The organism is Streptomyces sp. NPDC059499 (assembly GCF_042749285.1).
Taxonomy (GTDB): domain Bacteria; phylum Actinomycetota; class Actinomycetes; order Streptomycetales; family Streptomycetaceae; genus Streptomyces.
This window is the reverse complement of sequence record NZ_JBHYTT010000002.1, coordinates 68,611-80,759: the sequence shown is the minus strand read 5'-3', so window position 1 is coordinate 80,759 and position 12,149 is coordinate 68,611. Positions and strand designations below refer to the sequence as shown.

Here is a 12,149-nt window from a genome sequence, read left to right as displayed (position 1 = left end):
CACCTTGCAACTCGGGGAGCGTCCTGTGCACCACGTGTACAACGGCATGGCGGCCACAGAGCTTCGCGGAGTCGTCTGGCAGAAGAGCAGACACAGCAACTCCCAGGGGTCCTGCGTGGAGTTCGCGAAACTGCCCGGCGGGAATGTGGCGATGCGCAACTCGCGCCACCCCGACGGGCCCGCCCTCGTCTATACGCCGGCCGAGATAGAGGCGCTGCTGCTGGGCGTCAAGGACGGGGAGTTCGATCATCTGGCGGCGGGCGGCTGAAGAAATCGCTCCGCCGCCCTGCCTACACGCTGTCGGGAATTGCCTCGGCCGGCACCGCGCCGCCGAGGGGCGGGAGCTCCGGAACCGCACTCTCCGCCGGGGTCCTGTCCTGCAGACGGAACAGTGCCCACACCACCTTGCCGCGGTGTACTCCGGCCGTCTGCTGCTCGCCGCCCAGCACGGGGGAGGGGTGCCAGCCCCAGCCGTCGCTGAACGACTCCACCAGGAAGAGACCGCGGCCCGATTCGGCCGAGTCGGCGGCCTCGCCCGCCACCGGGCTCTTGTCGCTGGGATCGCGCACCGCGCACACCAGCCGTGAGGTCCAGCGCATCAGATGCAGCCGCACGGACGTGTCCTGGCGCTCACACGCGAGGTCGGCGGGAAGGGCGTGCCGCAACGCGTTGGTGACCAGCTCGGAGACGACCAGGGCGACATCGTCGAACCGGTCGCCGAGATCCCACGACGTCAGAGTCGTACGGGTGAACTTCCGCGCGCCGCCCACCGCTTCGAACCGGGCCGGCAACGCGCAGGAGGCCGAGCCCGCGACCGCCGAGGGGTCGATGGGTGGAAGCCCCTGCCGTAACGGCTCGAGCATCGTCGATCCATTCGTCCCCATGCGAGGCACTCCCGGGATTCGCGGCTGTAGCGGCACTGCTGGTTGCAGCGGTACTGCGGGGTACAGCGGCACAACACGAACGAGCACGCAGGTGCGCGAGGACCATGGTTCCGAATGCGCACGGCAGATGCAAGGGCAGATGCACGTGCACGCGCCGGACCTGCCCGGTAGCGTGCCGGTTCTGACTCATTTCTTCCGGCATCAAGTTTCGGAGCTTTCCGGAACTCTTGCCATTTCCGTAATCGAATGAGTACGGGCTGAAGCGTTTTGGTGGCAGAATCCGGCTCCGGGGTTCGGGGGGACCCCGGAGTCCGGGAAGCGATGGGGAGGGTTGGACCAGTGCCGGCAGGCGAGTCGAGTGGATCTGTGGTGCGGCGCATCCTGCTGGGCTCACAGCTCAGGCGCCTGCGCGAGTCGCGCGGCATCACCCGTGAGGCGGCCGGCTACTCCATCCGCGCCTCCGAATCGAAGATCAGCCGCATGGAGTTGGGACGGGTGAGCTTCAAGGCCAGGGACGTCGAGGACCTGCTCACGCTGTACGGAGTCACGGACGAGGCGGAGCGGGACTCCCTCCTCGGCCTGGCCCGTGAGGCCAACGTGGCGGGCTGGTGGCACAGTTACGGCGATGTGCTGCCCGGCTGGTTCCAGACGTATATCGGTCTGGAGGGAGCGGCCTCGCTCATCCGGATCTACGAAGTCCAGTTCGTCCACGGCCTGTTGCAGACCGAGGCGTACGCCCATGCCGTCGTCTCGCGCGGCATGCGCGGCGCTCCCGCGGCGGAGATCGACCGCCGGGTCGCGCTGCGGCTGGCACGCCAGAAGGTACTCGTCTCCGAGCGGGCGCCCCGCTTCCACGCCGTGCTCGACGAGGCGGCGCTGCGCCGCCCTTACGGCGAGCGCGACGTGATGCGCGCCCAGTTGCGGCATCTGATCGACATGTCGGAACAGCCGAACATCACGCTTCAGGTGATGCCCTTCAGTTTCGGCGGCCACGCGGGCGAGAGCGGCGCATTCACCATGCTGAGCTTTCCGGAATCCGATCTGTCGGACATTGTCTACTTGGAGCAGCTGACAAGTGCGCTCTATCTGGACAAGGCCGAGGAAGTCGCCCAGTACGAAAAGGCCATGGCCCGGCTCCACAAGGAGAGCCCGGGGCCGGAAGAGAGCCGGGATCTCCTTCGCGGTCTCCTTCAACTGGCGTGATTCACACGTACGATGAGCTACCGACAGGAGTCTGCGCCTGCAGTAAGGGATTGCATGTCCTTCTTCAATGAACTGGCCCACCAGTACATCGACGGCGAGTGGCTGACCGGCAGCGGCTCGTGGGACATCATTGATTTCAATCCCTACAACGGCGAAAAGCTCGGTGCCATCACGGTGGCCACCGCGGCGGAGGTCGACCGGGCCTACCGGGCTGCCGAGCGCGCCCAGACCGAGTGGGCGGCGGCCACGGCGTACGAGCGAAGGGCCGTTCTCGAGAACGCCGTACGCCTCGTGGGTGAGCGCAGGAACGACATCGTCGAGGCGATCATCGACGAGCTCGGCGGCACGCGGTTCAAGGCCGAGTACGAGGTCGATGCCGCCCAGGAGTTCCTGCGCGAGGCGGTCCGGCAGGCGCTCCGCCCCTCGGCGAGGCTGCTGCCCTCGGTCGCCGACAGCAAGGAGAACCGGGTCTACCGGCTGCCCGTCGGTGTCATAGGTGTGATCAGCGCCTTCAACTTCCCCTTCCTGGTGACGATGAAGACGGTCGCCCCCGCGATCGCACTCGGCAACGCGGTGGTGGTCAAGCCCCACCAGAACGCTCCGGTCGTCGGCGGAGGGCTGGTCGCCAAGATCTTCGAGGACGCCGGGCTGCCGGCCGGGCTGCTCAACGTCGTGATCACCGACAGTGCGGAGATCGGCGACGCGTTCATCGAGCATCCCGTACCCAAGGTGATCTCGTTCACCGGCTCGGACCGGGTCGGGCGCCATGTCGCGGCCACCGCCGCCGGGCTCTTCAAGAAGACCATCCTCGAACTGAGCGGCAACAGCGCCCTGGTGGTGCTGGAGGACGCGGACATCGACCACGCGGTCAGGGCGGCCGTCTTCAGCCGCTTCCTGTACCAGGGGCAGGTCAGCATGGCCGCCAACCGCATCCTGGTCGACCGGTCGGTCGAGGCGGAGTTCACCGAGCTGTTCACCGCGGCGGTCGCCGCGCTCACGACGGGCGACCCGCGCGACCCGGATACCCGCATCGGCCCGGTCATCAGCGAGTTCCAGGCCGAGGCGCTCAGGACGCTGGTCGACGAGGCGCTCGCGGCGGGAGCGACCGCGCTCGTACGGGGCCGCACCCGCGGCAGTCTCGTCGAGCCCACCGTGCTGTCCGGCCTGCCCGAGGACTCGCCGCTGCTCGAGCAGGAGATATTCGGCCCGGTCGCCCTGCTCGTGCCGTTCGACGGCGAGGACGAGGCCGTGCGGATGGTCAACGACAGTCCCTACGGGCTGAGCGGTGCGGTGCACACGGCGGACGCGGAGCGCGGGGTGCGGTTCGCCCGCCGCATCACGAGCGGGATGTTCCATGTCAACGACGCCACCGTGCAGGACGATCCGCTGGTCGCGTTCGGCGGCGAGAAGATGTCCGGCATGGGGCGGCTGAACGGGGAGGCCGCGGTGGAGGCCTTCACCACCCAGAGGTGGATCTCGATCCAGCACGGGCGAACGGTTTTTCCCTTCTGACACCCGCGGGTCGGGGGCCGAGGCCGGCCTGATGGGTACGTACGTTGACGGGGCAGGCAATACCGTCACGTACCACCGAAGGCAGACATCATGGTCACTCACGTTCCCTCAGAGGCCCCCGGCGACGAGCGCGGTGCGCTCCTGGCCTTCGTCGAGGCGCAGCGCGGTGCGATCCGGCGCTCCGTGCTGGGGCTCACCGAGGAGCAGGCGGCGAGCCGGCCCAGCGTCAGTGAGCTCTCCCTGTCAGGGCTGGTCAAGCACGTGGCCGAGACGGAGCTGAACTGGCTGCGGATGGCCCAGCGGCTGCCGAACGAGAGGCAGCGCGACGCGGAGACCTGGGCCGACAGCTTCCGCCTCGTCGGTGACGAGACGGTCCCCCAGGTGATCGAGTTCTGGGCGAAGGTCGCCGCGGAGACCGAGGCCTTCATCCACGGGGTCGACAGCATGAACGACACCTTCCCGCTTCCCGAGGCCCCCTGGTACCCGAAGGGCGAGCGCTGCTCCATGCGCTGGCTGCTGGTCCATCTCGTCGAGGAGACCGCACGCCACGCGGGGCACGCCGACATCATCCGTGAATCGCTGGACGGCAGGAGCGCCCTCCAGCTGGTCGCGGAGGAAGCGGGCTACCCTAGTCAAAGTTGAATACAAGGGGTGGGTGACATGTCCGCGATCCGGCTGCTGGTCCTCGGTGCCGTACGCCAGCACGGCCGCGCGCACGGCTACCAGGTCCGCAACGACCTCGAGTACTGGGGCGCGCACGAGTGGTCCAGCGCCAAGCCGGGCTCGATCTACCACGCGCTGAAGCAGATGGCGAAGCAGGGCCTGCTCCTCGCGCACGAGACCGCCCCCTCCACCGTCGGCGGCCCGCCCCGTACGGAGTACGAGATCACCGAGCGGGGCACCGAGGAGTTCCTCTCCCTGCTGCGCGCGGCGCTCACGTCGTACGACCAGAACACGGACGTGCTCTCGGCGGGCATCGGCTTCATCGTCGAACTCGAGCGGTCCGAGGCCGTCGCCCTGCTCCGTGAGCGCATCGCCGCCATCGAGGGCTGGCGGGCCTCGGTCACGGACTACTACACGCCGTCGGAGGGCCCCGAGTCGCTCGGGCACATCGGCGAGATCATGCATCTGTGGATCCATACGGCGGACGCGGGCGCCGAGTGGACCCGCGGTCTGATCGAGCGGATCGAGGGCGGGGCGTACACCTTCGCGGGTGAGGGGGAACCCTTCGTCGGGGTGCTGTCCGAGGGGCAGGAGAACCCGTTCGCGACGGGCATCCCCGATCCGGGCGACGCCAGCTAATCAAGTTTGACGAATGCTGCCGGATGGCTTACCTTCGACGAGCTAGTCAAGTTTGACTACGTGTTCCGGAGGGCTGGTGGGATCGTGAGCGACGCGATCGTCGTCGAAGGACTTCACAAGCGGTACGGGGCCAAGCAGGCCCTGGACGGACTGGACCTCATCGTCCGCAGGGGCGCCGTGCACGGGGTGCTCGGCCCCAACGGGGCGGGCAAGACCACCGCTGTACGCATCCTGTCGACCCTGCTCAGGCCCGACGAGGGCCGGGCCGAGGTGGCGGGGTTCGACGTGCGGGACAAGGCCGTCGAGATCCGCCGGAGGATCGGGCTGCTCGGGCAGAACGCGGCTGTCGACGAGGAGCTGGGCGGCCGGCAGAACCTGGAGATGTTCGGCAGGCTCCACCACCTGGGCGCACGCCGCGCGGGCGTGCGGGCCGACGAGCTCCTCGAGCGGTTCGGGCTCGCGGACACCGGACGCAAGGCGGTCAAGCAGTTCAGCGGAGGTATGCGGCGCCGCCTCGACCTGGCCGCGTCGCTGATCACGGATCCGGAGGTGCTCTTCCTGGACGAGCCCACGACCGGACTCGACCCGCGCGGCCGGACCGAGGTGTGGAATGCCGTGCGCTCACTGGCCGCGGGCGGCACGACCGTACTGCTGACGACGCAGTACCTGGAAGAGGCGGACCAGCTGGCCGACCGGATCTCGGTGATCGACAAGGGCCGGGCCATCGCGGAGGGGACGGCCGACCAGCTCAAGGCCATGGTCGGCGGCGACCGCATCGATGTGGTCGTCCACGACGCTGCCCGGCTCGGTGCCGCCGCGCGGCTCCTGGGCGAGGGCGTGAGCGTGGACGCGGACCGGCGGCTGCTCAGCGCCCCGGCTCCGGACCGGATGGCGACCCTGACCCGGACGGTACGGGCACTGGAGGAGGCGGGTATCGAGGCGGAGGACATCGCGGTGCGCCGCCCCACGCTGGACGAGGTGTTCCTGTCCCTGACCGGGACGGACGAAACGGTGCACATGGCAACGGATGCGGCGGTGGCGGTATGAGTACGGCAGCGGCGGGAGCGGGCGGCATCGGCTGGGCGCTGACCGACTCCTGGACGATGACCCGGCGCGAACTGGCGCACTGGGCAAGGCAGCCGGTGCAGATGGTCGTCGGCCTGGTCTTCCCGGTGATGCTGCTCCTGATGTTCAACTACCTGGTCGGCGGCGGCCAGGGCGTCAACGGGGACAACACCGAGTTCCTGGTGCCCGGCATGCTCGCGCTCACCATGGCCTTCGGCCTGGAGGGGACGATGCTCTCCGTCACCCAGGACCTGAACAAGGGGGTCATCGACCGGTTCCGTTCCATGCCGATGGTCTCCGGCACGGTCCTGGTCGGACGGAGCGTCGCGGACATGCTCCAGTCGGTGGCCGCGCTCGCCGTGATGATCGGTGTGGGGTACGCGGTCGGCTGGCGCTGGCACAACGGGCCTGCCGCCGCACTGGGGGCCGTGGGGCTGCTGTTGCTCCTGCGGTTCGCGATGCTGTGGATCGGCATCCACCTGGCGATGGTCGCGGGGAAGCCGGAGATGGTGCAGGCGGTGCAGATCCTGGTCTGGCCGATCGGCTTCCTCTCCAACGTGTTCGCGTCGCCGGAGTCGATGCCGGGCTGGCTGGGCGCGGCCGTCGAGTGGAACCCGATGTCGGCCACGGCGACGGCCGTGCGCGACCTGTTCGGCAACCCGGGCGGGGCCGGGGGTTCCTGGGCCGCCGAACACGCCGAACTGCTCGCGGTGGCCTGGCCGGTGGCGCTGACGGCCCTGTTCTTCCCGCTGGCCGTGCGGAAGTTCGCTCTGCTCAGTCGCTGACCGGCGCCGTCCTCAGTGGTGGAAGCCGGTCTGCGGTCCGTGTTTGCGGCTCAACGGGCCAGACTGGCTGCGTAGTTCGGGCAGGAGTCTGCGCATGTCCTCGATGAGCAGCTCCGCGAGGTCCGAGGAGAATCCGTTGCGGCACACCACCCGCAGTACCGACAGGTCCTGGCGGTTGGCGGGGAAGGTGTACGCGGGCACCAGCCAGCCGTTCTCGCGAAGCCGCCTCGACACGTCGAAGACGTCGTACGCGTCCACGCCGGGCTCCGTCGTCAGGGCGAACACGGGAAGTTCGTCGCCCCGGGTGAGGAGCCGGAAGTCGCCCAGTGCCTCGAACGCCTCGGCCAGCCCGCGTGCCACATCCCGGGACGCCTGCTGAACCGCCCGGTATCCCTCCCGGCCCAGCCGCAGGAACGTGTAGTACTGCGCCACCACCTGCGCGCCGGGCCGGGAGAAGTTCAGGGCGAACGTCGGCATGTCGCCGCCCAGGTAGTTGACCCGGAAGACGAGGTCCTCGGGAAGTTCGGCCGGCGAGCGCCACAGGGCCCAGCCGACCCCCGGGTAGACCAGACCGTATTTGTGCCCGGAGGTGTTGATCGAGGAGACCCGGGGCAGCCGGAAGTCCCACACCAGGTCCTCGTCGAGGAAGGGGGCCACCATCGCGCCCGAGGCCCCGTCCACATGGACGGGGATGTCGAGCCCGGTGCGCTCCTGGAGCTCGTCCAGCGCGGCGCAGAGTTCGGCGATCGGCTCGTACGAACCGTCGAACGTCGAGCCGAGGATGCCGACCACACCGATGGTGTTCTCGTCGCAGAGATCGGCGGCCGCCTGCGGGTCCAGATGGAAGCGCTCGCCGTCCATGGGGACCTGGCGGGGCTCGACCTCCCAGAAGGTACAGAATTTGTCCCAGCAGACCTGCACATTGACGCCCATCACCAGATTGGGCCGTGCGGTCCCCGGATAGCGGTCCTTGTTCCTTGCCGCCCAGCGCCGCTTGAGCGCCATCCCGGCCAGCATGCAGGCTTCGCTGGAACCGGTGGTCGAGCAGCCCACGGCGGCCTCCGGGTCCGGGGCGTGCCAGAGGTCGGCGAGCATCGCCACACAGCGCCGTTCCAGTTCGGCGGTGCGGGGGTACTCGTCCTTGTCGATCATGTTCTTGTCGCGGCACTCCCCCATCAGCACATCGGCCTGGGGCTCCATCCAGGTGGTGACGAACGTGGCGAGGTTCAGCCGTGAGTTGCCGTCGAGCATCAGCTCGTCGTGGACGAGCCGGTAGGCGGTCGAAGGCGGCAGCGGACCGTCGGGCAGCTGGTGCGTGGGCGGCGCGGTGGCCATCTCGGCGGTGGGGTCCGCCTCGCCGAAGAAGGGGTTGAGAGCGAGTCTGCGCTGCTCGTCGGACGGGGCCTTGCCGTGGGAACCCTTGTGGAGAGCCATCTGCGGAAATCCCTCTCAGTTCTCGGCCGCGAGTCCGGCCTTGACGGCCCGGGTGAACTTCACGACGCGTTCGGCCTGGACCCTGGCCGCGGTCAGGGTCTGCTCACCGACCGGGATGTCGCCCTGCCCCGCGACGTGCGAGGTGCCGTACGGATTGCCGTCGACGAATTTCGACGGGTCCGTGTAGCCGGGGGTGACGAGGATGCCGCCGAAGTGGTGGACCGTGTTGTAGAGCGCCAGCAGCGTGGACTCCTGGCCTCCGTGGGTCGTACTGGTGGAGGTGAAGCCGCTGTAGACCTTGTCGGCGAGCTTCCCCGCCTGCCAGAGGCCGCCCAGGGTGTCGAGGAACTGCTTGAGCTGGGCGGTGACGTTGCCGTACCGGGTGGGTGTGCCGAGGATCACCGCGTCCGCCCAGACCATGTCGTCCGGAGAGACCTCGGGGATGTCCGCCGTCGCCTTCGCGTTCGCGGCCCACGCCGGGTTGGAGTCGATGGCGGCCTGCGGGGCGAGCTCGGCGGCTCGGCGCAGCCTTACCTCGGCGCCGGCGTTCTCGGCGTCCTTGGCGATGGCCTTGGCGATCGTGGCGACGGTGCCGGTCGAGGAGTAGTAGACGACGGCGACGTTGACCGACGTGGGCATGCGGGAACCTCCGGGAAGCAGGTCGGGAGCGAGCGGGGGAGTGCGGGGTGACCGGTCAGGTTTCGCTGATCACGGCCGCGGTTCCGTATGCGCAGACCTCCGTGCCCACGTCGGCCGCCTCGCTCACGTCGAAGCGCATCATCAGCACCGCGTTGGCGCCGCGTGCCTTCGCCTGCTCGACGAGCCGTTCCATCGCCTGGTTGCGGGTCTCGACCAGGGTCTTGGTCAGCCCTTTCAGCTCGCCGCCGACCATCGACTTCAGCCCCGCGCCGATCTGGCTGCCGAGATGGCGGGAGCGGACGGTCAGTCCGAAGACCTCGCCGATGACTTGCGTCACCTGGTAGCCGGGTACGTCATTCGTGGTGACGACGAGCACGTCCGCCCGGGTCGTCTGTCCGCCGCCGTAGTCCTCAATGCCCATGGGGTGGCACCTCCTGAGGACAGCTTTGCCCCGGTTCGTACCGCACGCATCCCTGCTTACGCCACTGGAACCCAGAGGCGCCCCGCAGCGTTGGTAGCTTTGGAACGGCCACGCAGCCGCCATCGATCGATCCTGGAGCCCGGACCCTTGAATACGCTTGCGCTCGGCCCGAGCTGGCTGGACCCGGATTACCTGCTCAACACGTTCGGGCTTCCCGGCCTCCTGCTCATCGTCTTCGCCGAGTCCGGGCTGCTGATCGGCTTCTTCCTGCCGGGTGACTCCCTGCTGTTCACCACGGGTCTGCTGGTGACCACCGGCGACCTGAAGTACCCGCTCTGGCTGGTCTGCACCCTGGTCGCCCTGGCGGCGATCATCGGGGACCAGGTCGGCTACCTCTTCGGCCGCAAGGTGGGCCCGGCCCTCTTCAGGCGCCCGGACTCCCGTCTCTTCAAACAGGAGAACGTGGAGAAGGCCCACGAGTTCTTCGAGAAGTACGGACCGAAGTCGCTGGTGCTGGCCCGCTTCGTCCCCGTCGTCCGGACCTTCACGCCGATCATCGCCGGTGTGAGCCGGATGAACTACCGCTCGTTCATCACGTTCAACATCATCGGCGGCATCCTCTGGGGCGTCGGGGTCACGGTGCTCGGCGCCGCTCTCGGCAAGATCGACTTCGTGCACGAGCACATCGAGCTGATCCTCATCCTGATCGTGCTGATCTCTGTGGTGCCGATCGCGATCGAGTTCCTCCGCGCCCGCAGCAGGTCCAAGAAGGAGGCCGCGGCGGAGGCCCGGCGCGAGGACCGGGGCGAGGGCCGGGGCCCCTCCGACGACGGCCCCGGCGCGGGCCCGTACGGCGGCCCGTACGGCGGACCGGGCAACGGTCCGTACGGCGGCGGCCCCGGTGCGGGTCCGTACGACGGCCCGGGCAACGGCCCGTACAGCGGCCCCGGCAACGGCCCGTACAACGGTGGCCCCGGTGCGGGTCCCTACGACAACGGACAGGGCAACGGACAGGGCAACGGCCAGGGTGGCGCTTCCGGTCAGCGCGGGCGGCACGCCAGGCGCTGACCGCGCATCCGGCGAGGCACACGGCGTCCTGATTCCGCCACGGGACAGGGCGCCGTTCGCGTGTCAGAAGCCGCGGGTCCGCTTGGCCGCCCGGCGGGTCGGGCCCTCGACCGCTCCCGGTACCCGCATGAACAGCCGGGAGATCTCGCCCCCGAGATTCACCCCGATGGCGATGGCCAGCGCCGTCGCCACCGCGGTGGAGAGCGAGGCGAGCCCGGCGTCCAGCTCGTTCTGGGCCACACCCAGCAGACCGAAGTACGTCGCGGAGCCCGGTAGGAGCGGGCCGATCGCCGCAGTGATGAACGGCAGCGACGACGTGTACCGGTAGCGCGAGAACAGCTGGCCGAACAGCCCCACCAGGCCGGCCGCCACCGCTGTCGCCGCCACCGGCGAGATGTCGCCGGTGCGGGCCATCGCCCCGTAGATGACCCAGGCCACGCCACCGTTGAGGGTCACGGCGAGCACCGTGGAGCGTTCCTGCTGGAGCAGGATGGCGAAGCACAGACTGAGGGCCATCGAGGCCAGGATCTGCAGCACCGGCCGGTCGTTGGGCACGAATTTCGCTTCGGGGTTCAGCTCGGCACCGAGCTGGACGCCCAGATAGAGCATCAGCAGCACACCGGCGACGATGCCGATGAAGAAGTACATGACTTCGAGCAGCCGGGCACCCGCGGTGATGTAGTAGCCGGTCAGCCCGTCCTGCACGCCCGCCACCAGGGCCCGCCCGGGCAGCAGTGCGAACAGCCCACCGGTGATCACCGCGGACGGGCGGACATCGGTCGAATGGGTGAGGGTCAGTGCGATGCCCATCGCGGCGGGCGGCATGGCGGCGGCCATGAACTGGTAGAACTCGGGCAGCCCTCGGCCGGCGCAGAGCCAGGCCAGCCGGTCCCCGAGCATCGCGCCGGCCGCTGCCACGATGAAGACCAGCACACCACCGCCGACCAGCACCGATGCCGAACCGGCGAGCAGGCCGGCCGCGGCCGTCAGCACCCAGCCCGAGTACGGGTGCCGGTTACGGCGGATCTCGGCGAGGCGCCGGTAGGCCTCCTCCAGCGAGACCTCGACGTGTTCCGCGGTCGTGATGTCGTCGATCAGCTGGAAGACGGCGGCCAGCCGCGTGTAGTCGGTGCCCCGGCGGCGTACGGTACGGCTCGCCGTCACGGGGTCCTCGACCAGCGACGGCTGGTGCGAGATGGACAGCAGGGTGAAGGTGACCGTCGGCTCGCACCGGTCGAGACCGTACGAGCGCGTCACCGCGAACATGGCCGCCTCGACGTCCTCGGCACCCTCGCCGCCCGCGAGCAGCAGCTCCCCGATACGCAGCGTCAGGTCGAGCACGCGGGGAACCGCGGGGCCCGAATCATCGGTCCTCTGCACGCTCTCGGGCGCCGGACGCTCGGTCACGGGCATCCGCAGCATCGTGCGCATCCGGTCCTGCCAAGGGGCTTCCTTGGTCAGCCGGACCATGGGAATGCCGTGCGCCGGAGTGAAGGCCGGCGGCTGATGCTGCGCGTTGTACCCGCTCGGTGGGACGAAGGCGGAACTCAGGGCCTCGGCGGCACTGCCGCCCGGGCCGGAAGCGGAACCCTGGCCCGATCCCTGGGGTGCCGACGGATCGGTGTGCAGACCGGCCGGAAGGGCGAATTCCGATGTGGGGTGGTCGTCCTCCGACGGGGGCGAAGGCTGCTCCACCCCGGCAGGTGGGACGAAGGCGCTGTGCGCCTCGTCGGACTGGGGCTTCTGGTCCTCCGGACCGCCCTGTTCCGCCACCACTCGACCTCGTTCCTCCTCGGCTGCGCGTGTCCCCGGCTGCGCTTCTGCCCAGTATGGGCA

The 12,149-nt window shown here is 69.2% G+C and carries 12 protein-coding genes and 1 pseudogene; 8 read left to right on the top strand and 5 right to left on the bottom strand.

Annotated features, from left to right (window positions below; translation table 11 throughout):
• The first annotated feature begins 25 nt into the window (after positions 1–25).
• A complete protein-coding gene (locus ACFW9O_RS05605; protein ID WP_033296523.1) occupies positions 26–268 on the top strand; it encodes a DUF397 domain-containing protein in 243 nt (80 codons plus the stop codon).
• A gap of 22 nt (positions 269–290) precedes the next feature.
• Here the strand turns inward: ACFW9O_RS05605 and ACFW9O_RS05600 are convergent, their stop codons facing one another.
• Positions 291–884: an ATP-binding protein gene (locus tag ACFW9O_RS05600; RefSeq protein WP_384605408.1), complete on the bottom strand. Its 594-nt coding sequence runs from the start codon at positions 882–884 to the stop codon at positions 291–293.
• 321 nt (positions 885–1,205) lie between these two features.
• Here ACFW9O_RS05600 and ACFW9O_RS05595 point away from each other — a divergent pair, with 321 nt between their 5' ends.
• The 6 genes from ACFW9O_RS05595 (at position 1,206) to ACFW9O_RS05570 (ending at position 6,751) form a co-directional block, all read left to right on the top strand.
• Positions 1,206–2,087, top strand: coding sequence for a helix-turn-helix domain-containing protein (locus ACFW9O_RS05595; protein WP_384605405.1), 882 nt, complete (start codon positions 1,206–1,208; stop codon positions 2,085–2,087).
• 54 nt (positions 2,088–2,141) lie between these two features.
• Positions 2,142–3,599, top strand: a complete 1,458-nt coding sequence (locus ACFW9O_RS05590; RefSeq protein ID WP_384605402.1) for an aldehyde dehydrogenase family protein — start codon at positions 2,142–2,144, stop codon at positions 3,597–3,599.
• Between the two features lie 90 nt (positions 3,600–3,689).
• On the top strand, positions 3,690–4,241 hold the full coding sequence (locus tag ACFW9O_RS05585) for a DinB family protein (protein WP_384605399.1): 552 nt from the start codon (positions 3,690–3,692) through the stop codon (positions 4,239–4,241).
• 18 nt (positions 4,242–4,259) lie between these two features.
• The gene (locus ACFW9O_RS05580; protein ID WP_384605396.1) at positions 4,260–4,901 is read left to right on the top strand and encodes a PadR family transcriptional regulator; all 642 of its coding nucleotides are present in this window, start codon (positions 4,260–4,262) and stop codon (positions 4,899–4,901) included.
• 84 nt (positions 4,902–4,985) lie between these two features.
• Positions 4,986–5,948: an ATP-binding cassette domain-containing protein gene (locus tag ACFW9O_RS05575; protein WP_384605393.1), complete on the top strand. Its 963-nt coding sequence runs from the start codon at positions 4,986–4,988 to the stop codon at positions 5,946–5,948.
• Complete coding sequence (locus ACFW9O_RS05570) at positions 5,945–6,751, top strand: ABC transporter permease (protein WP_384605390.1); 807 nt, start codon at positions 5,945–5,947, stop codon at positions 6,749–6,751. Before ACFW9O_RS05575 ends, ACFW9O_RS05570 begins: the two co-directional genes overlap by 4 nt.
• Before the next feature lie 12 nt (positions 6,752–6,763).
• Here the strand turns inward: ACFW9O_RS05570 and ACFW9O_RS05565 are convergent, their stop codons facing one another.
• The 3 genes from ACFW9O_RS05565 to ACFW9O_RS05555 are packed head-to-tail and all read right to left on the bottom strand — an operon-like array spanning position 6,764 to position 9,245.
• Entirely contained in the window at positions 6,764–8,185 is a 1,422-nt protein-coding gene (locus tag ACFW9O_RS05565) for a glutamate decarboxylase (RefSeq protein WP_351165756.1), read from the bottom strand.
• A gap of 15 nt (positions 8,186–8,200) precedes the next feature.
• Positions 8,201–8,824 (bottom strand): NAD(P)H:quinone oxidoreductase, encoded by a 624-nt coding sequence (gene wrbA / locus ACFW9O_RS05560; RefSeq protein ID WP_351165758.1) that lies wholly within the window; start codon positions 8,822–8,824, stop codon positions 8,201–8,203.
• A gap of 55 nt (positions 8,825–8,879) precedes the next feature.
• Entirely contained in the window at positions 8,880–9,245 is a 366-nt protein-coding gene (locus ACFW9O_RS05555; protein WP_351165760.1) for a YbjQ family protein, read from the bottom strand.
• Positions 9,246–9,392: 147 nt separating this feature from the next.
• On the opposite strand from ACFW9O_RS05555, the pseudogene ACFW9O_RS05550 reads away from it, so the two are divergent.
• Positions 9,393–10,100, top strand: a pseudogene (locus tag ACFW9O_RS05550) (DedA family protein); the annotation flags it as partial.
• Positions 10,101–10,376: 276 nt separating this feature from the next.
• On the opposite strand, the gene ACFW9O_RS05545 reads toward ACFW9O_RS05550, so the two are convergent.
• Positions 10,377–12,089, bottom strand: coding sequence for a threonine/serine exporter family protein (locus ACFW9O_RS05545; RefSeq protein ID WP_384605386.1), 1,713 nt, complete (start codon positions 12,087–12,089; stop codon positions 10,377–10,379).
• Positions 12,090–12,149: the final 60 nt, after the last annotated feature.

What these genes read in the sequence shown, in the direction of transcription:
- ACFW9O_RS05570 (WP_384605390.1), top strand. Translation starts at nt 5,945, where the DNA reads ATGAGTACGGCAGCGGCGGGAGCGGGCGGCATCGGCTGGGCGCTGACC.
- ACFW9O_RS05555 (WP_351165760.1), bottom strand. Translation starts at nt 9,245, where the DNA reads ATGGGCATTGAGGACTACGGCGGCGGACAGACGACCCGGGCGGACGTG.
- ACFW9O_RS05580 (WP_384605396.1), top strand. Translation starts at nt 4,260, where the DNA reads ATGTCCGCGATCCGGCTGCTGGTCCTCGGTGCCGTACGCCAGCACGGC.
- ACFW9O_RS05590 (WP_384605402.1), top strand. Translation starts at nt 2,142, where the DNA reads ATGTCCTTCTTCAATGAACTGGCCCACCAGTACATCGACGGCGAGTGG.
- wrbA (WP_351165758.1), bottom strand. Translation starts at nt 8,824, where the DNA reads ATGCCCACGTCGGTCAACGTCGCCGTCGTCTACTACTCCTCGACCGGC.
- ACFW9O_RS05565 (WP_351165756.1), bottom strand. Translation starts at nt 8,185, where the DNA reads ATGGCTCTCCACAAGGGTTCCCACGGCAAGGCCCCGTCCGACGAGCAG.
- ACFW9O_RS05600 (WP_384605408.1), bottom strand. Translation starts at nt 884, where the DNA reads ATGGGGACGAATGGATCGACGATGCTCGAGCCGTTACGGCAGGGGCTT.
- ACFW9O_RS05595 (WP_384605405.1), top strand. Translation starts at nt 1,206, where the DNA reads ATGGGGAGGGTTGGACCAGTGCCGGCAGGCGAGTCGAGTGGATCTGTG.
- ACFW9O_RS05585 (WP_384605399.1), top strand. Translation starts at nt 3,690, where the DNA reads ATGGTCACTCACGTTCCCTCAGAGGCCCCCGGCGACGAGCGCGGTGCG.